Source organism: Aliamphritea spongicola (genome assembly GCF_017051665.1).
GTDB lineage: Bacteria > Pseudomonadota > Gammaproteobacteria > Pseudomonadales > Balneatricaceae > Amphritea > Amphritea spongicola.
Map to the genome: position 1 here is coordinate 369,875 of NZ_JAFIDL010000001.1, position 23,817 is coordinate 393,691.

The 23,817-nt window shown below is 52.6% G+C and carries 14 protein-coding genes; 9 read left to right on the forward strand and 5 right to left on the reverse strand.

Annotation, left to right across the window (positions count from 1 at the left end; all coding sequences use genetic code 11):
- From JYB63_RS01775 to JYB63_RS01790, 4 genes are all read left to right on the forward strand, one after another.
- Positions 1–1,518 carry an aldehyde dehydrogenase gene (locus JYB63_RS01775; protein WP_205656023.1) on the forward strand — a complete coding sequence of 506 codons (1,518 nt, stop codon included), beginning with the start codon at positions 1–3 and terminating at the stop codon, positions 1,516–1,518.
- Positions 1,519–1,632: 114 nt separating this feature from the next.
- Entirely contained in the window at positions 1,633–2,976 is a 1,344-nt protein-coding gene (locus JYB63_RS01780; RefSeq protein ID WP_205656024.1) for an NAD(P)/FAD-dependent oxidoreductase, read from the forward strand.
- 130 nt (positions 2,977–3,106) lie between these two features.
- On the forward strand, positions 3,107–4,213 hold the full coding sequence (gene gbcB / locus JYB63_RS01785) for a glycine betaine monooxygenase reductase subunit (RefSeq protein WP_205656025.1): 1,107 nt from the start codon (positions 3,107–3,109) through the stop codon (positions 4,211–4,213).
- Between the two features lie 91 nt (positions 4,214–4,304).
- Positions 4,305–5,234 (forward strand): LysR substrate-binding domain-containing protein, encoded by a 930-nt coding sequence (locus tag JYB63_RS01790; protein WP_205656026.1) that lies wholly within the window; start codon positions 4,305–4,307, stop codon positions 5,232–5,234.
- A gap of 90 nt (positions 5,235–5,324) precedes the next feature.
- Here JYB63_RS01790 and JYB63_RS01795 read toward each other — a convergent pair whose 3' ends face one another.
- Complete coding sequence (locus JYB63_RS01795; protein ID WP_205656027.1) at positions 5,325–6,230, reverse strand: LysR family transcriptional regulator; 906 nt, start codon at positions 6,228–6,230, stop codon at positions 5,325–5,327.
- A 121-nt stretch (positions 6,231–6,351) separates the two neighbouring features.
- Here JYB63_RS01795 and JYB63_RS01800 point away from each other — a divergent pair, with 121 nt between their 5' ends.
- The gene (locus JYB63_RS01800; protein ID WP_243431778.1) at positions 6,352–9,183 is read left to right on the forward strand and encodes an FAD-binding and (Fe-S)-binding domain-containing protein; all 2,832 of its coding nucleotides are present in this window, start codon (positions 6,352–6,354) and stop codon (positions 9,181–9,183) included.
- Positions 9,184–9,268: 85 nt separating this feature from the next.
- Here the strand turns inward: JYB63_RS01800 and JYB63_RS01805 are convergent, their stop codons facing one another.
- Positions 9,269–10,027, reverse strand: a complete 759-nt coding sequence (locus JYB63_RS01805; protein WP_205656028.1) for an SDR family NAD(P)-dependent oxidoreductase — start codon at positions 10,025–10,027, stop codon at positions 9,269–9,271.
- Between the two features lie 12 nt (positions 10,028–10,039).
- Positions 10,040–10,816 carry an SDR family NAD(P)-dependent oxidoreductase gene (locus JYB63_RS01810; RefSeq protein WP_205656029.1) on the reverse strand — a complete coding sequence of 259 codons (777 nt, stop codon included), beginning with the start codon at positions 10,814–10,816 and terminating at the stop codon, positions 10,040–10,042.
- Between the two features lie 258 nt (positions 10,817–11,074).
- Here JYB63_RS01810 and JYB63_RS01815 point away from each other — a divergent pair, with 258 nt between their 5' ends.
- Positions 11,075–11,467: a YybH family protein gene (locus tag JYB63_RS01815; protein ID WP_205656031.1), complete on the forward strand. Its 393-nt coding sequence runs from the start codon at positions 11,075–11,077 to the stop codon at positions 11,465–11,467.
- 109 nt (positions 11,468–11,576) lie between these two features.
- Here JYB63_RS01815 and JYB63_RS01820 read toward each other — a convergent pair whose 3' ends face one another.
- Positions 11,577–12,923, reverse strand: coding sequence for an aspartate aminotransferase family protein (locus JYB63_RS01820; RefSeq protein WP_205656033.1), 1,347 nt, complete (start codon positions 12,921–12,923; stop codon positions 11,577–11,579).
- Between the two features lie 227 nt (positions 12,924–13,150).
- Here JYB63_RS01820 and tyrS point away from each other — a divergent pair, with 227 nt between their 5' ends.
- Entirely contained in the window at positions 13,151–14,440 is a 1,290-nt protein-coding gene (gene tyrS, locus JYB63_RS01825) for a tyrosine--tRNA ligase (protein WP_205656035.1), read from the forward strand.
- A gap of 21 nt (positions 14,441–14,461) precedes the next feature.
- Here the strand turns inward: tyrS and JYB63_RS01830 are convergent, their stop codons facing one another.
- Positions 14,462–15,178 (reverse strand): helix-turn-helix transcriptional regulator, encoded by a 717-nt coding sequence (locus JYB63_RS01830; protein ID WP_205656037.1) that lies wholly within the window; start codon positions 15,176–15,178, stop codon positions 14,462–14,464.
- A 662-nt stretch (positions 15,179–15,840) separates the two neighbouring features.
- Here JYB63_RS01830 and JYB63_RS01835 point away from each other — a divergent pair.
- Both JYB63_RS01835 and JYB63_RS01840 read left to right on the forward strand, forming a co-directional pair.
- Positions 15,841–23,223 (forward strand): DUF642 domain-containing protein, encoded by a 7,383-nt coding sequence (locus JYB63_RS01835; protein ID WP_205656038.1) that lies wholly within the window; start codon positions 15,841–15,843, stop codon positions 23,221–23,223.
- 53 nt (positions 23,224–23,276) lie between these two features.
- Positions 23,277–23,807: a toxin-activating lysine-acyltransferase gene (locus JYB63_RS01840; protein WP_205656040.1), complete on the forward strand. Its 531-nt coding sequence runs from the start codon at positions 23,277–23,279 to the stop codon at positions 23,805–23,807.
- The last annotated feature ends 10 nt before the right edge of the window (positions 23,808–23,817 follow it).

Here is a 23,817-nt window from a genome sequence, read left to right on the forward strand (position 1 = left end):
ATGACTGATCTGTTAACTCTTGAAGAATATCAGGCCGTTGCTGCCGATCTGAACCCTGCCAGCATGAGCTTTGTGGATGGCGGTTTCCGCCCGTCTGTGTCCGGCAATACCTTTGAATCGACGAATCCGGCTACTGGCGAACTGTTGGCAAATGTTGCCGCCTGTAACGCGGAAGATGTGGACTTTGCGGTACATAAAGCCCGCGAAGCTTTTGAAGATGGCCGCTGGAGCAAGCTGCACCCGGGTGAGCGTAAAGAAGTCTTAATCAAGCTTTGTAAGCTGGTTAAGCGTAACTCATGCGAGCTGGCGGTGCTGGAAAGTCTGGATTCCGGTAAGCCGATTGCCGACTGTGAAAGCATCGATATTCCTGAATTTATTCATACCCTGACCTGGCATGCGGAGCTGATTGATAAGATTTACGACCAGACCGCACCTGTCGGTAATGATGCCGTTGCCATGGTCGTCCGTGAACCCATCGGCGTGGTGGGTGCGGTGCTGCCGTGGAACTTCCCGCTGCTGATGCTGGCCTGGAAGATCGCCCCGGCTCTGGCGGCTGGCTGCTCAATGGTGGTGAAACCTGCTGAGCAAACATCGCTGACGGCTCTGCGCATTGCTGAGCTGGCGATGGAAGCAGGCTTGCCAAAAGGTGTCCTGAATGTGATCACCGGTGGCGGTGCTGAAGTGGGTGAACCGCTGGGTATGCATATGGATGTGGATATGGTGACTTTCACCGGTTCCACAGTAACCGGCCGTCGTTTCCTGCGTTACGCGGCAGATTCTAACCTGAAGAAGGTTGTGCTCGAGCTGGGCGGTAAGAACCCGTGCATCGTACTGAATGACGCGGAGAATTTGGATAAAGTGGCAGAGCAGGTAGTGGCTGCTGCATTCTGGAACATGGGTGAGAACTGTTCTGCCGGTTCCCGTCTGATCGTTGAGGCAGGGGTTAAAGATGCCCTGCTGGAACTGATTAAGGCCCATGCCCGTGACTGGAATACCGGTAACCCGCTGGACCCGCAAAATCAGCTGGGTGCGATGATTGATGCCGGTCATTTTGCCAAGGTAGACGGTTACCTGCAGCAGGGTAAAGCCGACGGCCATGATGTGGTGCTGGGGGGCGAAACCGAGAACGGTACCTTTATCCAGCCGACCATTTTCGACGGCGTGAGCAACAGCGACAAGCTGGCTCAGGAAGAGATCTTTGGTCCGGTATTGTCGGTCATCACTGTCAACAGCTATGACGAAGCAATCGCCGTGGCGAACGATACGGAATACGGGCTGGCAGCATCGGTATTTACTGCCAATGCGAAAAAAGCCATCCGTGCGGCGCAGGCGGTACGGGCCGGTACGGTAACGGTTAACTGCTTCGGTGAAGGGGACATTACCACGCCGTTCGGCGGTTATAAGCAGTCCGGATTCGGTGGTCGTGATAATTCCATTCATGCCCATGACCAGTACACCGAACTGAAAACCATCTGGATCGATCTGAGTGACGATGCAGTCGATGGCAGCGTAGACTGATACGCCGCTGTCGCATTTACAGGCCCTGCCGGATTAGCGGTGGGGCCGGGTGTGCCGGTTATCTGTCCTTACCGTAAGGGCGGATGACAGGACTGCCCCGTTAGGAGCGATTATATGAGCAGAACAATCAGGGTAAGCCAGGTACCGAAAGAAACCGGTCCGGCCGCCTGGAATGAGATTCTTGACGATTCGCACAGTTTTCCGCAGGCCAGTGGCAGTATTGAAACCGACTGGCTGGTGATCGGTGGCGGGTTTGCGGGCATTGCTGCAGCACGGCGTCTGAGCCAGCTGACCGGCGATGATATTGTCCTGCTGGAAGCCTGCAGAATGGCCGAAGGCCCGGCAGGCCGTAACAGTGGGTTTATGATCGACTTACCCCACGACCTGAATTCAGAAACCTATGCTGGCGGTAAAGAGGCGGATCTGAAACAGATCATGCTTAACCGTGCCGGCATTGAGTTTGCGGCAGACATGGCCCGTGAGTTTGGCATGTCATCGCAGGTTTTTGACCCCTGCGGCCGGGTGACCGGTGCTGCCAGTGAGCGGGGCATGGCGCACATCGACAGTTATGTGAAGCATCTGGATGGACTGGGTGAGTCTTACAATCTGCTGTCTGCTTCAGACATGCAGAACCGTACCGGCATCAGCTATTACCAGAAGGGGCTCTATACCCCGGGTGCGGTAATGATTCAGCCGGCGGCCTATATCCGTCAGGCGGCCCGTGGGCTGAGCGATAAAGTGCGGATTTTTGAACAGTCCCCAGTGGTGGAAATGAGCCCCGGTACGCCGCACCGGTTACGTACGCCTAAGGCCCGTATCCGGGCGAAGAAGGTGATTCTGGCGGTCAACGGCCATGTGCAGTCGTTTGGCTATTATCCGCGCCAGCTGTTACATGTTTTTACCTATGCATCTATGACCCGGGCGCTGTCCGGTGAAGAGCTGCAGCGGTTAGGCGGCGAGGCTGACTGGGGTGTGCTGCCAGCAGACCCGATGGGCACTACAGTGCGTAAAACGTCGGACTATATGGGCAGCGGCCACCGTTTAACGGTGCGTAACCGTTTTACTCTGAATCAGTCGATGGAGATCAGCCAGAAGGATATCGACAGCATTGTTAAGGTGCATGATAGGGCCTTCACTTCCCGTTTTCCGATGCTGGCGGATGTGCCGCTACAGCATCGCTGGGGCGGGCGCTTATGTCTGTCTTGGAATTCTGTGCCGGCCTTTGGTGAGCTGGAACCGGGCATCTGGTCGGCGGCCTGTCAGAACGGGTTGGGTACGGTAAAAGGTACCTTATCCGGGATGCTGGCGGCAGAACAGGCGGTATTGGGTGATACCGAACTGGTCCGTGAATTCAGTAACTATGCTGAGCCTAAACGCTTGCCTGTGGAACCGTTTCTGTCGGTCGGGGCAAACGTTAATTTACGCTGGAAAGAGTGGCTGGCGGGTAAGGAACTCTAGCCCGCCCGCAATCAATAATTATAAGACCTGCAGGGCATTCACCTGCACATTTCATCAGATACGTAACAGCATCAGCCTGACGAGAAAAGTTGGGCTGATGCGTGCCTGTTGCTGATCTGTGGAGAAAGTTATGACCGATTTTAATACTGCTGATTTTCTGAACCCTGTTGCGACCCAGACCTGGAGCAATGGCCGCCATCTGGTGCGCTGTTCCAAGGTGATTCATGAAACCCATGATGTCTGCACGTTCACTTTCAGCATGGGACAGCCGGTGCTGTTTTTCTTCAAGCCTGGGCAGTTTGTCACCCTGGAGCTGGAAATAGACGGCGAACGGGTGATGCGTTCCTATACCATTTCCAGCTCACCGTCGATTCCCTATAGCTTTTCAATCACCGTGAAGCGGGTGCCGGGCGGTGTAGTCAGTAACTGGCTGCACGACAACCTGAAGTCTGGGGATCAGATCGCAGTACACGGCCCGGCGGGGCAGTTCAACTGTCTGGACTTCCCGACGGATAAAGCCCTGCTGCTATCAGGCGGTGTGGGCATTACACCGGTCATGTCGATGGCCCGCTGGTGGTTTGATACCGACTCTGAAGTCGACATGGTATTCGCCCACAGTGCCCGCAGCCCGGCGGATATTATCTATGCCCGGGAACTGGATTACATGTCTACCCGGGTGGAAAACTTCAAACTGCACCTGATCTGTGAAAAGTCAGAAATCGGCCAGGCCTGGGCCGGTTACCGGGGCTATATCAATGAGAACATGCTCAAACTGATCGCCCCGGATTTTCTGGAGCGGGAAGTCTTCTGTTGTGGCCCTGATCCGTATATGAAGGCGGTTCGCAAGCTGCTGGAATCCCTTGGCTACGATATGAGCCGTTACCATGAAGAATCCTTCGGGGCGACGCCGGTGGAAGATGCCAAAGATGCCGAACAACATGCGGATGAGGCGGATCAGCAGGAAGTCACCGGTGAAATGTATCAGGTGAGCTTCACGGATTCCGGTAACAGCGTCAGCGTGGTGGCGGGCACTAACCTGAACGAAGCGGCCAGCGAAGCCGGGGTGAATATCTCCAAGGCCTGTGGCATGGGAATTTGTGGTGCCTGTCGGGTACAGGTGACCAGTGGTGAATACGAAATGGCTCACAACGGCGGCATTACCGAAGAGGAAGAAGCCCAGGGCTATGTGCTTTCCTGCTGTACCAGCATTCAGGGCGATATGACCATTGACTACTGAGTGGCTGACCGGAGGACAACAGGAACTGTACTGCACTTGGTCAGCTTTTAGGTTACTTTAAGTAAACTCTGGCTGAGCGGACGAACCTTAAATGCAATCCCGACGACTTGATCTGCCATCGTTAACGGCCATCCGTGCCTTTGAAGTGGCTGCCCGGCGGCAGAGCTTTAAAGATGCGGCAGATGAGCTGTGCGTGACGCCGGCGGCGATCAGCCGGCAGATCAAGCAGCTGGAAGCGCAACTGGCGACCGTGCTGTTTGTCCGGGGTCACCGGCAGGTGACCCTGACCGCAGCGGGGGAGCGGCTGTTCCGGGCTACTAATACTGCCTTTGATGAAATCACCAGTGCCGCCCGGGAAATTCGTGGTCAGGTGGCCGACAGCTACCTGAACCTGCATGCTACCAGTTCATTTTCCCGCCTCTGGATGGTGCCCCGGCTGAGCCGGTTACGGCAGCTGTATCCTAACTTGCATTTACATCTGATCAGTGTGGAGTCGACCCCCGGTGAAGCGGATAAATTCGATGCGGCTGTTACCCTTGGGCTGCATGAGCTGGCGGGATATCAGGCTGAGTTTCTGTTTGCGGAAGAAATATTCCCGGTGTGTACCCCCGAATTTTTAAAAGATAACCCTCAGGCGGATTCCCTGCAGGGGTTACAGCAATTGCCGTTACTGGACCTTGATCCGGCATTCTGGCAGGCCCGCTGGTGGTCCCCGGTGGACTGGCATTTCTGGCTGCGCCACTGTGGTGTGGAAAATCCCCAGGTGAAAGCGCAAATGTATTTCAGCCATTTTCCCATGCTGCTGGATACGGTGCTGGAAGGCCTCGGGGTTGGACTGGGCTGGCGGCATCTGACGGATGATCTGCTTCGCAGCGGTCGCCTGATACGCCCGGTAGCGGAGAGTTATGCCGCGCCGGAACGTAAGCATTACTTCGTTTGCCGGCAAGAACTGGCAAACGAGCCGGGCATGCAATTGTTAAGGGACTGGTTGCTGGAAGAGACTGCAGGTTTACGCCGGTGAATCAGCTGGCCAGCCTGAACAGTTCTTCCGCTGATGAGGTAACGGAGGGATGGTTCAGGCTGCCGGAGAATTCCTGTGAGTACGCCTGACTCAGTGAAATTCACAGCCCTGTTTTACGTAATGTTTGATCAGCAATTCGATAAATGCACTGATTTTTCTGGGTACATAGCGGATGTTTGGATAGATGGCGTAGATTCCTACGTCTCTGTAGATGCTTTCTCTGAGCACCGGTATCAGCTGGCCTTTCTGAATTTGTTCCCGGACTAAATAGACCGGCATGAAGGCAATCCCCATGCCTGCCACTGCCGCTTCCCGCAGGCTGACCAGTGAGTCTGCCTGAAAGCGACCACTGATTTTTATGCTGCCGGGTTTGCCTTTTACGGTGACCGGCCATTCATTGACGCCGGTTTCCTGATAGCTGAATTGCAGGCAGTTATGCCCCGCAAGGTCTTTCACCGATGCCGGTGTACCTTGTTGTTGTAAATATTCCGGGGCGGCGTATGCATACCAGCGGGAATTGACCAGTTGGCGGGCGCGCAGGGTGGAATCAGATAATGTGCCTGTGCGGATCGCCAGGTCAAAGCCGGATTCAATCAGGTCCTGATAGCTGTCCTTGATCGCCATCTCCACTTTCATCTGCGGATATTCCCTGAGGTACTGGTCTATAACGGCCGGCAGAAAATATTGCCCGGAAATCATGGGGGCAGCCAGACGCAGCACCCCTTTGGGTTCTTCTGCATGTTGGGAAACAGCCTGCTCAGCCAGTGCAACACCGCTTTCAAGCTGCTGGCAATGCTGGAAGAATTCGCTGCCGGCTTCAGTGAGACTGAGTTTTCGGGTGGTGCGGATTAACAGTTGAACACCCAGATGCTCCTCTAAACGGGAAATATGCTTACTCACGACAGAGCTGGCGATGCCTTTTTGTTCAGCCACTGCCCTGAAAGATTTTAACTTCACGACTTGAGCAAACAGCAACATGTCATCCAGCTGATTCATAGCCAACCTATTATGTGATTTTTGGAATCAATCAATTTCAATTATGCGGATTTATTAGGATATCGTAATAGGGTTAATCTGTCACAAATGATAATAACGACGTACAGACTGACGGGATCCCATGATGCAGGAACAGGATAATTATCAGACATTTATAAGCAGGGCTTCTGAATTTATTCCACAACAGCGAATTATTACTGACTACCTTCGCACCCTTGCCTATGGCACAGACGCAAGCTTTTATCGGTTACTGCCCAGGGTGATAGTGCAGGTAGCGAATGAAAACGAAGTGATCAGGCTGATGGCGCTGGCAACCGAACTTGAAGTGCCGGTTACCTTCCGTGCATCCGGTACCAGTTTGTCTGGCCAGTCGATTACGGATTCAGTGCTTCTGTCGCTGACGCCTGACTGGAAACGCTATGAAATACTGGATGACGGTCATCAGATCCGCATGCAGTGTGGTGTGCTTGGCGGTGATGCCAACCGGTATCTGGCGCCTCTGGGGCGGCAACTTGCACCAATGCCGGCATCCATTGATGCCGCGACGGTTGGGGGAATTGCCATCAATAACGCTGCCGGAATGAATTCCATGGATACCTACGGTGTTATGGCGTCTGCCCGGTTTGTATTCCTTGATGGTACGGTTCTGGATACGGGTTCAGAAGCCAGCCGCTCTGAATTCAGAAAGCGTCAGCCTGAGATGATCGCCGGGGTGGAGAGGCTTTCAAAGCGGTTGCGAAGTAATCCGGTTCTGAGTAAGCGAATTCTGCGTAAGTACGAGGTTAAAAATACCACGGGTTATGGTCTGCGCGCATTGCTTGAGTGGGATGACCCGGTGGACATGATTGCCCGCCTGATGATCGGCTCAGAAGGGACGCTGGGGTTTATCTCGGAGATAACCCACAACACCATCCGTAAATATCCGCTGAAAGCGTCTGCATTTCTGGTATTTCCGGATATCCGCACCGCCAGCCTTGCTGTTACCCGTTTTAAGCTGAAAAGCACACCGGTTTCAGCGGCTGAGATGATTGATTATTTTGCCCTTAAAGCGGTTCAGAATATGGACGGTGTGCCTGACTACATTGTGGGTTTGCCGGAAGGGGCAACCGCAATTCTGGTACAGGCGGAGGCTGACAGACAGGAGGTTCTGGAAAGCTGTATTGATACGATTCTTGCCGACATTGAAGGGCTGGATTTAGTGGTACCCGCCAGTTTTACTGATAAGCCTTCTGAGTATCAGGCGTACTGGAATATACGTAAGGGTATCTTCCCGGCGGTGGGGGCCACCCGCCCGAAAGGGACAACTGCACTGATTGAAGATGTCGCCTTTCCCATAGAATCACTGGCTGACGCGCTGACTGACTTGCAGCAACTGATGCAAAAACACGGCTATGCAGATGGCGTGATATATGGGCATGCGCTGGACGGTAATCTGCACTTTATTTTCTCTCAGGGGTTCGGCAGCGCTGAAGAGGTTAACCGTTACGAACGTTTCATTGATGAAGTTTGTGAAGTGGTGGTGAACAAATATGACGGTTCGCTCAAGGCAGAGCATGGCACCGGCCGCAACATGGCGCCCTTTGTACGTAAAGAGTGGGGGGATGAAGCGTACGCTGTCATGCTGGAGATTAAGCGGCTCTTTGATCCGCTGGGCATCCTTAATCCTGACGTGATGATCACCCGTAACCCCAAACTGCATATCAGTAATCTCAAACCTATGCAGGCGGTGAGTGATATTGTCGATCAGTGTATCGAGTGTGGTTTTTGTGAGCGGATGTGTCCTTCCCGCAATCTGACATTAAGCCCAAGGCAGCGGATCATCGGCAAGCGTGAACTGGCGCGGCTGGATGGAGAGCAGCAACAGGGTTTTGCCGATGAGTATGATTACATGGCCATTGATACCTGTGCCGGTTGCGGTTTGTGTTCAACCGTGTGCCCGGTGGGCATTAATACAGGTGATCTGGTCAGGCAGCTTCGCCATGACCGGTACGCCAGCCGGGAGGGCATGTCTGAATGGATTGCCAGTCATTTCGGAACGGTGGCCGGTGCTGCAAAAGCAGCGTTCCGGATGGCTGACGTAAGCCATGGGGTGCTGGGCAGTAAAGTGATGGGCCAGGCAACGCGGGCAGCACGAAAGTTATCCGGTGGGAAGATCGGCTACTGGAGCCCGGAGATGCCAACGGCAGCTCCAAAAGTGATTGTCAGTGACCGGCAGGGTGTTCAGGCTGAAAGCGTCAGCAGTAATCTTAAGGTCGTGTACTTACCAAGTTGTTCAAGCCGCACGATGGGGCCTGCAAGGGGGGCAGAACAACAAACATCACTGGTTGATAAAACGGAAGCGTTATTACGCAAGGCCGGTTTCGAAGTGATCTACCCTGAGGGGTTAGAGGCGCAATGTTGTGGCATGCCTTTCAAGAGTAAAGGCATGTTCCGCCAGGCCGAGTCCAAGGCGAATGAAACCGTACAGATGCTTCTGGAAGCAAGTAACAACGGTGAGATTCCCGTTTATTGCGATACCAGCCCGTGTACCATGCAGTTAAAGGATCATCTGGACCCGCGCATCAAGTTGTTTGAGCCGGTGGATTTCATCCATACCTTTTTGATGGATAAGCTGGAATTCGAACCTGTTGCAGAAAAAGTGGCGCTGCATATTACCTGCTCAGCCCGCAGAATGGGGCTTGATAAGAAGATAATTGAGGTGATGCAGGCCTGCAGTTCTGACGTGGTGATCCCCGATCAGATAACCTGCTGCGGCTTTGCCGGCGACAAAGGTTTTACCACCCCTGAGCTGAATGCATCCGCGCTGAGTACGCTGTCTCATCAGGTTGAAGGCTGTAAGAGTGGCTACTCCACAAGCCGTACCTGTGAAATAGGGTTGAGCCATCATTCCGGGATCGATTATCAGTCTGTCGTGTATCTGGTTGATCAGTGCACGCAGCCTAAGGTTATGTAACCGGGTCAGAGGTAGCCGGTTTTCATATGAAAATCCTCCCAAAACCTTCTCAAAATATCAGAGTCAGTTTGGGAGGGGATGGGTATTAAAACGGCAAAGGGAGTTTAGCTGTCCGGCCGCCGTCGACAGTGAAGGTCTGGCCGGTGACAAACCCGGCTGCGTCACTGGCGAGAAACGCCACCATTGCGCCGATATCCGCCGGCTCACCGGTGCGGCCAATGGGGTGCATGGCGTACAGGTCCTGCCAGGCCTGATCAGGGTTTTGCTGAGTGTTAATGTAGTCGTTGCTCAGGTCTGAGTTGATCCAGCCGGGCGCAATGGCGTTGCAGCGGATGCCGTCATTACCCAGGTCAACAGCCAGTGCGCGGCTGAAGCCATGAACACCTGCTTTGGAGGCGCAGTAAGCCGCGTGAAGCGGATTGGCACCGATCCCCTCAATGGAACCGATATTAATGATGCTGCCACCGCCTTTAGCACGCATCTGGCCCAGCAGGGCTTTACACAGGAATACAGGGGCGCGCATGTTCACCGTCATCATGCGGTCCCAGTCGGCTTCGGTCATATCATCCAGCGACATTTCAAACATGAAGCCGGCGTTATTCACCAGTATGTCGGCACCGCCCAGATTTTCAGCAGCTGCCGCAATTTCATAGGGGGCTTGTTGTTGCAGCAGGTCGGCCTGAATGAAGGATACGCCGGGATGGCTGTTCAGTTCATCATCCAGTGGCTGGCGCTGGGCAATCAGAACCCGCGCCCCGGCTTTGAGTAACTGTTCGCTGATACCCCGGCCAATGCCCCGGCCACCGCCGGTGACAATGGCCAGTTTGTTATCAAGATTAATCATGTTGCGTTCCTTTTATCCGGAAACCGGTTTGGCGCCGGTGACTTCAACGGTTTCTCCGGCAATGTAGCGAGCTTCGTTCGAGGCCAGAAAAGCGATGACATCGGCAATGTCTTCCGGCTCGGCAATTCGACCCAGGGGGACGGTTTTATTGAGTTCCTCCACGGCTTTATCCGGGTCCAGGCCCCGACGTTCAAAGCCGGAACGGATCATTGGCGTATTGATTTCATGGGGGCAGACGGCATTCACCCGGATACCCAGTGGTGCGCAGTCCCGGCCGAGGTTTTTAGTCAGTGCTGCCACCGCTCCCTTGCTGGTGCAGTAGGCTACGTGTGCCGGGCCGGGGTAGGTGCCCCATACGGAAGAGGTGTTCACGATGGCACCGCCGTTTTTTTTCATGTGCGGGACGGCAGCACGGCACAGGAAAAACACCGCGTTAAGGTTTACGTCCATGGCGGTGAACCACATGTCATCGGTGGTTTCTTCAACCGTGCCCCGGGGAATGATACCGGCGTTATTGAGCAGAATATCCAGACCACCAAAGTGTGTGACGGTGTGTTCAACCACTGCATCACAGTATTCCCGTTCTCTGAGGTTACCGGCTAAATAGCTGATGCTTTCCGGGCTGCGGCCGGTTGCTTCAGCTGTACGGGCTGCCACGTCAGCACATGCCTGTTCATTCAGGTCGGCAATCATGACGTTTGCCCCTTCACGGGCAAAGAGTCTGACCAGAGTCTGGCCAACACCGCCGGCACCGCCGGTGATCAGGACGGTTTTATTTTCAAATCGCATAGTGTTCTCGCACAGTTTGTTTTTTTGGCAGTGTGCGATGGAAGAGCGGGGGCGACAAACGACTTATGCAGCGCTTTCAGATAACTTCAGGTTAAGTGTGCTGAGGTTTTTCTGCGGTTATTGTCAGGAGTGAAAAAGTGGCGGAAAAGGCCAGTATCAACAAGCTGTAAGTGAGTTTAAATCAAGTTGAAAGGGAAGGTTTTGGTCTAGTTTTATTATTCAGGGATGTTCAAAAACCTTAACGCTAAGGAGGCAAGTATGAGCATTTCAATGGAAGTCATGAATGAAATAAGGGCGGCGGATGACGCATTAGCAAAAGCCTATCATAACGGCGATACTGCGGGACTTGCGGCCCTTTATACGAAAGATGGCGAGTTTATGGCGCCGAATACCGATATGGTAAAAGGACGTTCGGCCATCGAAAAGCAGTTTCAGGCATTTATGGATATGGGAGTAAAAGAGATCAAACTGGAAACCACCGAGCTGGATGGTTTTGGCAATACTGCTTTTGAAATTGGTAATTATATTCTGGAAGATGCTGCCGGTAAGATGCTTGATAAGGGTAACTATATGGTTATCTGGAAAAAAGAAGCAGACCAGTGGAAGCTGCACAGAGATATGATCAGCACCAATATGCCCGCAATGCATTAGAGCGAACTCTTTGTTTTAGAGGGGAAAAGACGACTGCCCGGGAATCACCGGGCAGTCGGAAGCTCACGCTTAATAACAGTGCTTAGTCTCAGCTGTTATTTATCGGCTGTTATTTGTCGACAGCGGCAAAACCCTGATGCAGGGCATGCACGATTTTATCGACTTCTTCAGTACCGATGGTCAGCGGTGGCGACAGGATAATCTTGGTGCCGACTGGGCGGACAATTACACCTTCCTGCAGTGCAACGGCTGCTACCTGATTTGCAAAACCACTCATCGGATCAATCGGCTGGCGAGTCTTCTTATCGCTGACCAGATCCAGCGCAATCATCAGACCTTTACCGCGGATTTCACCGACGGACGGGAAGTCCAGCAGCTTCGCCTGCAGTTTTTCTAACAGATCCGCACCCTGACGGCCGGCATTTTCCGGCAGGTTCTCTTCTTCAACGATGTTCAGCGAGGCCAGTGCGGAAGCACAGGCCACCGGGTGACCGGAATAGGTGTAACCGTGCATCACTGCACCGCTGAAGTTGTCACAGGTTTCAATACCTTCAGCAACCCGCTGGTTAATAACCGTAGCGCCCAGTGGTACGTAACCGGAGTTAATGCCTTTGGCGAAGCACTGGATATCGGCAGCGACACCCCAGCCACGTACACCGAACATGCTGCCTGAGCGGCCAAAGCCGGTGACCACTTCATCGGCAATCAGCAGCACGCCGTATTTATCACACACTTCACGCACCAGAGGCCAGTAGTTAGCCGGTGGGACGATCACGCCGCCGGCACCCTGAATCGGTTCGGCGATGAAAGCGGCCACGGTATCCGGCCCCTGGAAAACGATTTCTGCTTCCAGTTGCTTAGCCGCCAGTTCACCCAGCTCCTGCGGGTCTTCAGTGTTCCACGGATTGCGGTACAGCCATGGGGTATCGATATGGATGCAACCCGGCAGTACCGGCTCATAGTTGGTCCGGAAAACAGTGTTACCGTTCACGGACGCGCCGCCAAAGTGGACACCGTGGTAACCCTGTTTCAGGGAGATGAATTTATAGCGCTGGGCCTGACCCACGGCTTTCCAGTACTGACGGGCCAGTTTCAGGGCGGTTTCAACGGAATCAGAGCCGCCGGAGCTATACATCACCCGTGCCATGCCTTCCGGCTCCAGCATGCTGATGATTTTATTGGACAGTTCCGTTACCCGTGGGTGGCTGATGCCGTCGAAGATCTGGAAATATTCCAGTTCATCCAGCTGATTTTTGATGGCGTCTTTTACTTCGGTGCGGTTGTGGCCAACGTTGACGTTCCACAGGCCGCCGACACCGTCGACCAGCCACTGGCCTTCCTGATTCTGAACGTAGTTGCCGTCACCCTTTGTTATCACAATGCCGTTGCGTGCCCGCGGGTCACCCGGGTGCACCATCGGATTCCAGAATGTCTGTGCTGGGCTGTTTGTACTCATTATTTGCTCCAGTGTTTTAGTAATTGTCGGGAGAAAGTTTCAGTGCTTGATCGCGGCCCTTTCTGCTGAGTTAAGTATCTCCGGGGCGGTTCAGATGTATATCAACCAGATGGTTGATGTGCCTGGCAGAGAGCATCCTTTACCATCGCGGTAAGCGCTGAAAATGGGCGGCAAAATCCGCTTGCCAGCGTATATAAAGAAACCTTCTGAAAAGTGATAAACCTTCAATGACCACCGACACCACACGCCTGCTTGATGATTTGCAGCAACGCAACCTGATCGCCCAGAAATCCGGAGATGATGAGGGTTTCAGAGAGTATTTCTCGGAGCCGGGGCGGGTGGTGTATTGCGGATTCGACCCTACCGCCGACAGCCTGCACGTGGGGCATCTGGTACCGTTACTGATGCTCAAGCGGTTTCAGCTGGCGGGCCATAAACCGCTGGCACTGATCGGCGGAGCGACAGGTATGATTGGCGATCCGAGCTTTAAAGCCACGGAGCGCAGTCTGAACAGTGCCGGGCTGGTGGCTGAGTGGGTGACAAAACTGGGGCAGCAGATTAACGGTATTCTCGACGCGGATACGCCGGACAGTGCTGCCCGTATCGTCAATAATGCTGACTGGATGGGCGGCATGGATGTACTGACGTTCCTGCGGGATGTTGGCAAGTATTTCTCTGTTAACAGTATGATCGGCAAAGAATCGGTGAAACAGCGGATTAACCGGCCGGAACAGGGCATTTCTTTTACGGAATTTTCCTACAGTTTGCTGCAGTCTTATGATTTTGCCGAGCTGAACCGTCGCTATGACTGTGCGTTACAGATTGGCGGGAATGATCAGTGGGGCAATATTACCGCCGGTATCGACCTGACCCGGCGGATGAACCGGCAGCAGGTATTCGGTATGACCCTGCCGCTGATTACCAAATCAGACGGCACCAAGTTTGGTAAAACTGAATCCGGCACAGTATGGCTGGATCCGACAAAAACCTCACCGTACAGCTTTTATCAGTTCTGGCTGAACAGTGCCGATACCGATGTCTATGACTACCTGAAGTACTACACATTCCTCAGTGTTGAGGAGATTGGCTGCATTAAGGCAGAGGATGAACAGCGTAGCGCTAAGCCTGAGGCACAGCGGATCTTAGCAGAACAACTGACCTTACTGATTCACGGCGAAGAAGGGCTGGTTCAGGCACAGCGTATATCCCAGGCAATGTTCAGCGGAGATCCCCGTTTACTGACGCCTGAAGAACTGCAACAACTGAGTCTGGATGGTGCGCCTACATTGGCGCTTGATTCTGATGTCGATCTGCAGGATACACTGGTTGCTGCAGGGTTGGCGGGTTCGAGAAGAATAGCCCGTGAGCTGATCGGTGCCGGTGCGGTGTTGTTAAACGGTGTGGTGGCTGAATCTGCTGATATCCGGCTGGACAAAGCGCAGGCACTGCACGGCCGGTACATTCTGATCCGTAAGGGGAAGAAGCATTTTTGTCTGGTGGAGCTTAACCGACGTTAAAGTCTGTGGTGGCTGCCAGTTCTACAACTGGCAGTTCTGGCTGTATACCAGGTTAGCCACTTCCGCTTTGCTGTTAACTGCCATTTTGCTGAAGATGTGTTGCAGGTGAGTTTTGATCGTCGCCAGGCTGCAGCACAAGTTCTGTGCAATGGATTTATTGGGCAGGCCCTGAATGACCAGCTGTACCACCACCCGTTCTTTGGCCGTGAGCTGGTAGTTGTCGCAGAAGTCATCAAAGCTGGTTTGGGTCGGGGTGGAGAGGTTCTGTTCCAGAGAGTATTCGATAAAGCGGTGCAGGTGCTGAATCTTTTTAAGATCTCCGCTCATCAGTTCCGGCTGGCCTTTAGAGGTAAACAGCGCCGCACCGGCAATCAGTTTGCCATCCACGTGGAAAAACAGTTCAACGATGTCCTGAATGCCCCAGGGAGTGACAAAATCCCGGTAATAAGGGTGGGTGTTGCGGCGGTAGGGCTGCACCAGATCGTTCATTTTCACCACGTCAGCATGGCTTTCTTTGAAGTTGGCCGGATAGAGAGGGTCTGACTTATAGAAGTCGGTCAGATATTCCCGGTGCATCAGCGGCTGCATTTGATGGTTCTTGTAACACATAGGCTTTGCGCGATCATCCAGCAGATAAGTAACCGCATGACTGGCATCTGTGACGCCGGTTAGCAGCGTCAGGCATTCGTCCTGAAACTTATATAAGCCTGAAAGGCGTTGTTGATTGATCTGGCCCATAGCAGTTACCTCTAAGCATAAGCTGTACGTCTTACTATGAACTGAGATTAGCTTAATTGAAATAAAAAGTTAACATGTTAATTATAATTTTGTGATTATCTGCATCAGAAAAGTTAATGCATCTTTTCAGTGCACCGGATAGCAGATGTGAGGATTGGCAGGGCGGTTTGGCAGCCTGAAATGCACAGATGTTAATGAAGACGTTTTTATTCGCTTACTTATCAGACGTTTCAGTGTTTTAACGTTACTTTGTTGACCCCTGAGTCAGTCTCTTCTGTGTGAAGTGCTGCATCATAATGGTGCAGATATATAAGAAATATCGATTAATATATCACTTTTTTTAATGCTTAATTCGCTCTTTGGTCTAATTGAAAGTTTTGTGTTTTTGTAAACGTTTTATTTTTCTCTGCAAGATTAAACTTTTGTCTGGTTGCAATTTGTACACTCCTGAAACTCCTTCACTCCATACGTGGTGCCGGTTTGATCAAAAATCAGCCACTTTCAGAATGACTGACCCGCAAGTCAGAATGTAATAAAAATGTAAAAAAATCCGATATTTGTTGGTTTTTTCCTTAAAAAACAGTCACTGGTCAATTTTTGACAGGTTAAGGAAAGCTGTCTTAGTCTCTGGCCTCCCATACCGTTCAGGAGACAATAATAAAATGTCCGGTGATACCCGTAATGTGGCTGATAACAGTTTAATTTTTGGCGAGTTATTCGAAAAACACTTCGGTGCAACTGATCAGGGATTTGGTCCTCAGTTTGCTAATTCACTGCCTTCACTGCAGTCCTGGGGTGGTTCGGGATGGGCACAGGGCTTTAACAAGCCGGAAGGCCTGATCTGGGCATCATCGGCGGTATACCGAAAATTCAAAGATGATTTTGAATCCATTGGTGACGTTGGCGCTGTTGGTCGGATGCGTGCTGATTTTCGGTATGGGGAGTATCTGGCTGATGCCTTGCGCGGCGTATCAGATCCTTCTGCTTATCAGGGGAAAACGGACGCATCTACTCAGTCTGCTATTGCTTCAAATGTATTCGCCACACTGGATTTCATTCCCAATCTGATTGATGCCTATACCAGCTATAAAATTGAATCTGCGTTCCGCGACATACGGGCCTTTCATGCGGATGGCGGGCATGACGGATATGGCTATAAAGAATCAGAGCTGGAGCAGTTAGCAACCGAACCGGATTTTGCCAAGTTGGTGGAGCTGCACAAAGCGGTTCTGCAGCGTAAGCAGGATACCATCAGCGTTCAGCTTGCCAGCCTTGAGGCAACAGTAGCGGAAGCTCAGAAAGCCGTTGCCGATCAGATTGCTGCGAAAGAATTACAGAAAGATGCATCGCTGGTGACCTATCTGGCGCTGGAAGCAGGGCATAGCCTGGGTATTGATGGTGAAATCGATGTAACTGAATACATGATTTCAGAAGATCAGACCGCGCTTACCCAGAAGCAGGGCCGTATCGCTGAGATAGAAGCCCGTGCCGGAGATGACGGCACAATCACTCAGGAGCAGGCTGATGAGCTGGTGACATTGCGCAGCGAGACAGCAGACCTTGAGCAAACTCTGGTCCGCCGCAATGCTGAGCTTGAAAATTACCGTGAAACCAAGGTTCAGGTTGATAATCTGCTGCTTCAGGATGCCGATGCAATACAGCAGCAGATCGACAGTCATAAGACCAGCTATCAGAATCTGGGTGACGAAGTCTATCAACTGATGAAAGACAAGGCTGCGTTGCCATATACCGATGAGTACAGCACCCAGCGTAAACAGCTGGAGACGAATCAGCAGAACATCGATATTGATCTTGCGGATGCAAACTCTTCACTGGCAACCCATAAGTCTCAGGAGTTGCTGAAGTCAGGCCTGGCCATTGGCAGTAACCTGCTGACGGTTGCATCCAGTGCTGCCGGGCTGGCTAAAACCATTCAGGAAGATGGCAGTACTGTTGCGATTGCTCAGGCATCTACCGGACTGGGCGGATTTGTTGCGGACACGATTGCCAGCTTTATCGATTTGAGCAGCGCCAAGTCTGCCGGTAAGGCCAGTGCCGCATTTGGCGCGGTGGGTGCCGCGGCGGGTTTCTCGGCCAGCGTGGTCGGCATCACTGAAATATCCAAGCAGCTTAATGACCCGAATATTTCTGCCGAACAAAAAGAGTATCTGAAAGCCGAAATCGGTTTGCAGGGCGCGGTTGCTGGCTTATCTGCAGTGGCTGGTGGTCTGGCGGTTGCTCAGGCGCTGGTGAAAGCGGGCAGCACCGCGGCCACTACGCTGGGTAAAGCAGTACCGATTGTTGGTGCGATTGCTTCAGTGGCATCTGCAATTAACCCGGCCAAATGGTCTGAATTCAATGAAAAGCAGGACCGTATCGACAGCCTGAAGCAGAGCGATGATTACTCTGCAGATCTGCTGTCGGGTTTGCTTGACGATACGCTGGTGGCTGAAAAAGGATTCTATGGCGCAACCACGGCACTGAATGCGGTTACCGGGGTTGCCAGCGCAGCCCTGGCGGCAACCGGTGTGGGTGCCGGTGTTGCGGTGCTTGTAGGCTTAATTGGTGGGGCTATTTCAGCCATTGTCGGTGCATTCGAACAGGTTGCACTGGAAGATATTGCAGATAAATACGCCGATAAAATCCGTCACCGGGATGACGGTTCAGAGCGTACCGTTGAGGAGTTCTTTAAGGGCAGTTTTGATCAGCAGCAGGAAAAGTCAAAGCAGGCTTATCAGGATGTACTGCAGGAGATCATCAATGATCAGGGCTTTGACAGTGCTGTGACGCTGGGAAGCCAGCTGTTGTCAGCGACGGATCTGGAACTGGCTGCGAAAAGTAAAACCCGGGGCGAGCTGGAGAAAACAGCGCGGCATTACTTTGAAGAATATAAGGATGGCGGTGGCTGGCAGGATCAGACTGTTCGCCTGGATGAGCGGGTGGGGGATGATCATATCAATCTGCCGGATGCGGCCAACACCGCCAATCCGGAAAATGTTTATGTTTCTTTCCTGACACCGCTTCTGGCAAGTGGCGACCAGAGTACTTCGACCACGTCTACCGGTAAAAACAGTAATCATACGTCGGTCACAATCAGTGATCTGGCAGGCTGGGTGGTGAATGACGGCGCCGGAAAGAATACTACCTTTAACATGAATCGGATCATTAACAGTGCTCAGGACCGGGCCGGTAATGATGTTTCAGTCGATTTCACGATCAATGCCGGCGATGGCGATGACACCTTGTTCGCTTACGACAGCGAGATCACGTTTAACGGTGAAGGGGGAACGGACACCGTTTCCTATACCAGTTTCGGTGCAGATAACCTGGCTGGCGGGATAACCGTTAATAAAACCACAACCGGTATCAGTGTCGATAAAAGTCTTGCGGCCGGTTCGAAATATTACAAAGAGTCGATTGGCAGCTATGAAACTTCACACGGTAAACGTACGGAAACGGTTGAGTACCGTCAGGTAGAAGTGCTGGAGCGTGGCAATGTCACCAATGTTACGGATCAGTTCAGTGGCATTGAGATCATTCAGGGTTCTGCTAAAGATGACACCTTTAACCTGCTGACGGACACTGAAATCCTGCAGATTTTCGGCTTCGATGGCGACGACGTGATTTTTGCCGGTGAAAATACGGAAGTTATTTCCGGTGGTACCGGGAAAGATGTTATCCATATCAGTGATAACCTGCTGGCAAGCAAGACCGGTACGGATCAGCTGTATGTGGATGGCGGTAAAGGGCACTCCGATACACTGGTTATCTCTCAGAATACCCTGTCTACTTTGGCTGAACAGCATGCTGCGGAACAAACCAATATCAGCATCGCTAATTCAGTTGCCGCCACTCTGGTAGGTGCCAGCGGCAACCTGCAATCAACCGCCAGCAGTCTGGCGACGATGCTGAACAAGGGTAACCAGAATATCGCGCAGAATGTTGTGCTGAATGACATTGAGCGGGTACAGGTTGAACTGGAAGCTACACCGTCGGTGAATCCGGACAATGTGGACGGGACAGGTATCTTTCAGACTGCTGCGCTCAACGGAGCACACGCGGGCAGCGCTAAACTCGACAGTCTTTATTACCTGTCTGATTACGAAGCCATTGTTAATTCCCAGCTTTCCAAAACCGCATCTCAGGAAGCATTTTACGGCCTTGAGAATGCCCGGGTTGCAAGCTATCAGAATGCGTCGGCCAGCAATCCGGCAGCACTGGAAGCCTGGGTACAGAGTCATACCGCGTCATCGGTGGCAGATGCCGACAAACTGAGCGGTGAAATAGCCGTTAATGAAATCAAACATATCAGCGGCAAGATGTATGTGGTTGAAGGCCGCAGCTACTCTTTCCGGGAAGTGGTCGATGACTATGCCTACCTGACAATCGGTGGCCAGACCATCATCAGTGATACGGTGCATAACAATGCCTCCACCGGGACTTATCAGGCGACGTCAACCGGTTTTGTGGACTTGGATTTTTATGTGCTGAACACCGGTGGCCCGGGGCACTATGACTTACGGGGCCGGCTGGAAAACCCGCTGCCGGAAGATCTTGGCACCCTGCAGAATATTCAGACGCAGGTATTTCAGAATGCCAGTGTGACTGACCCTGCTGATCTGCCTGCCTTCGCCGCAGCCAACACCGGTACAGGCAATGCTTCTGTAGATCTCGCGGCGACCAATGCTGCCGGTACCCTGACAAAAATTACCGGACAGCTGGATGTTGTTGAAGGACAGGTATACAGCTTCCAGGCGCTGGGTGAAGTGGTCAGCTATCTGCGCATTGATAATAAAGAAGTTATCGGCAACGGCAGTGCCGCTTATCAGCAGCAGGGCAGTTTTAAAGCGACAGCAACCGGTACCGTGGCACTTGAATATTATGTCTACAGTGCAACGGTGCAGAACCATAATCTTGTCCAACTGTTACAGAATGGTCCGGCGAACAGTACTGCTGATCTGAAGATTCTGAGCACCAGTGACTACAGCAATCTGCCGACATCTGACCTGTTGTATAACCAGGGCGATATTGTTGCGGAGCTGGGTGGCCGGCAGCCATCGGACAGGTCTCTCAGTGGCGATCTGACCGGCACCATTGCTACGGATTCGGCTAAACATATTCAGGCCAAACTGTATGTGGAAGCTGGCCATACCTATTACTTCACTGAAAAAACAGATGACTTCGTACATCTGATTGTTGATCAGCAGGTAATCCTGGATGACCGGCAGTGGAACGTTACCACTGACGGTGCGTATCTTGCCCAGAAGAGCGGTTATGTTGATGTCGACTATTACGTCTTTAATGGACCGGGGCCGGGTAACTATGAGCTGACGGTAACCGCCAGTGTTAACCAGACTCATACACCGACCAATACCAGCCCGACAGCCAGTGATAGCGACAGTAACAGCTATCCGCGCCTGTTTGTTACCCCTGAAGCAGAACAGCTGCCGAGCGATAAACTGTCAGTGGATGTTACCGCTGAAGGTATCGGTCACGGCGTGCAGGTGGTAGGCACAAACCTGAACAACGGCATTACTGGCAGCAGCCATGCCGATATTCTGTTCGGTCATGGTGGCAACGATACGCTGGAAGGCGGGCAGGGTGATGACATCCTGATCGGCGGTGCCGGTAAAGATACCTTTGTCTTTAAAGGCGATAACTTCGGCCATGATGTGATTGTCAATCTGGTGCAGGGCGATGCTGACCGGGATGAAATAATTTTTGAAGGCACCACCATGACGTCGATCTGGCTGTACCGGATGGGTGATCACCTGGTGGTGAAACCCAGTGATCAGGGGGCTGTGGTGATCACACATGTGTTCGGTGCGAACGCAGTAGGTGATTTTGAACGCATTGTGTTCCGTGATCAGAACGGTAATGAGCCCTGGGTCTTCACACCGGAGCAGTTCGTTGCCGGCGGTGAGTATGAAAATATTCAGACGATATCAGCCGGCCATGCGGTGTATGACCGGATTATGGCCGGAGATGCGGCGGATGAGCTGGCGAAGGCTGAACAGAATGTCGCTAAATCCACCGATGAGTTGCTGGCTGAGTCCGAAGCGGCCAAGCGTCAGGCGCTGGTGGAAGCAGAGCTTGGCCGGAACGGTTTTGAACTGGGGGCGGAACTGCTTACTAACGGTGGTTTTGAAACGGCCGGAGGCTGGAGCCATCCTAATGCGCTGGAATACTGGAACGACGGTTCCTACGGGGTTTATACCAGTGCCGACAGCCAGCGGTATATCGAGCTGGATCACGCAGGTGCTCTGGATTCGATCTCCCAGCAGTTTGCCGGTACCGCCGGTGATAAATATCTGCTGTCGTTTGATGTAGCCCGCCGGGGAAGCGGTAATGATGACTCGAATACCGTACAGGTGACTTTCAACGGCACTGTGCTGGGCAATTTCGTAGCACAGGGCAAAAACATCTTCGAACGTTATGACCTGGTGGTAGATGCTGCAGCAATGAATACCCTGCAGTTCTCCGAAACCGCCAGCGGTAACGATACCGTAGGGCCGTTACTGGATAATATTTCTGTCCGTAAGATAAATCAGGTGCAGGGTGAAAATCTGCTCAGCAACGGTGGCTTCGAGTTCTCGGGCGCGGTTGAATCTGAAGTGCACCGCGCCAGTATTGATGGTTGGCAGAGTGATAATGCGTTCCACTTGTTTGCAACGGCAAACAATGGTGTTACGCCACAAAATGGCTCTGAAGTGTATCTGAAACTGGACCGGACCGATGCGGCCGACAGCATTACTGCTCAGGCAAATTTACAAACCGGTAAAAGCTACCGGGTTGAGTTTGATATTGCTGCCGATACCGGTGTCAGTAACGAGTCGAATGCGGTACAGGTCTTGCTGAATGGCGTTACCCTTGGGACGGCGTATGCAACAGGCAATGGCTGGCAAACGGTCAGCTTTAATGTTGAGGGATCTGCCGGTGCAGATAAGCTGACAATTCGCGAGTTTGCCGGCGGTAACGACGGTGCCGGTGTCTATCTGGATAATGTGCGGGTCTTCCAGGATACCGCCAGTAACCGGCTGAGCCTGGCCACCATCGGTGCCAGCCTGGTGCTTAATGGCAATTTCCAGACTGATACACTGCCTGACGGCCAGAGCAGCCAGACAACAGCTTCCGACTGGGCGTTGGGTAATGGCGCAATACTGGCCCAGAATCCTGCGGATAGCACCGATCAGGCGATCAATCTGGATGCAGTGTCCGGCTCACAGCAGGCTCATGTGGGGCAGCAATTTGATGCCGGTACCGGACAGGAGTATCAGCTTAGCTTCACGCTGGCCGGTCAGGGGACTGAGATCAGCAACACCGTTGAAGTATGGTGGAACGGTTCGCAGGTAGGGACTGCTTCGGTGGCTGCTAACCTCACCGAAACTTTCGAGTTCAGTGTGACGGGGGCTGAAGGCCATGACCTGTTACAGATCGTTGAAAGCAGTGTGGGTAATGATGGCGCAGGGCTGTATCTGGATGATGTCAGCCTGACGGCACTGGATTTACCAACAACATCTGAAGTTCTGTTGGGTGAAAACCTGCTGGAGAACGGTGACTTTGAAACCAATGGGTTTGACGGTAGCGGTGTAATACCTGTATCTGCGGTGACCGGCTGGGATTCTGCCGCCGGTAATCTGACCGTGGGTCAGGAAGATTATGCTGCACACGAATCAAGCCTGCGTGGCCGTTATCTTGAACTGGATCAGACGGCGAACAGTCAGGATCAGGTCTGGCAGGATGTGGCCGCTGAAACCGGCAGTTACTACCGTCTCAGTTATGATCTGTGGAATGATCAGACAGGGGCTGCCGACGGCGCGCCGGAAATTCGCTGGAACAATGAACTGGTAACAGCGTACAGCGAGAATCAGTATGGCGAAGCGCGTCATTTTGAATACATCGTCAAAGGGGCTGACGGTATGGACCGCCTGACGGTCACCGAAGCGGGTGGTAATGATGACGGGCAGGGTATCTATCTGGATAACTTCAGCCTGCAGTACATTGCTGCTGATAAGTATGATGAATTTAACTTCACCTTCTCGTAAATCTCAGTTTGCGGGCCGGCTATCCGGCCCGCACATATTGCCGGAAACTGAATATGAATCAGAAACAGCTTCTTGATCTTGGCCGTATCTCCTGGCTTTGGCAGAACTCCGAACTCCATAAAGAATGGCAGGTGGGGGCAATGTCCCGCTATGTACTTCCTGCCGTTGCTTCTAATCAGTATCTGATTATTGAGCATGAAGGTACCCCGGTGGCTTATTGCTCCTGGGCATTATTTGATGAGCAGGCCGAGAGTGAGTACGTGGTTGATCCGGCCAGCCTGTCTCCCCAGCGTTGGAATTGCGGTGAAAGGCTCTGGTTTATCGACTGGATTTCGCCTTTTAATCCGCGTTTTACCTGGATGCTGCGGGCAGAACTGAATAACCGGTTTCCGGGGTATCTGGCCCGGGCAATGCGGGTTAAGAAAACCACGGATAAAGCCAGAATTGCATCCTTCTCCGGTAAGGGTCTCAGCAGAGAAGAAAGCCATGCACTGCGCCGCCAGTACTTTGCCGATATGGTGGAAGGTGTGCAGGAAGTTCAGCAGGCCGGTGCTGATATCAACGTTCATACCATATCTGGCTAGAACAGCCAGT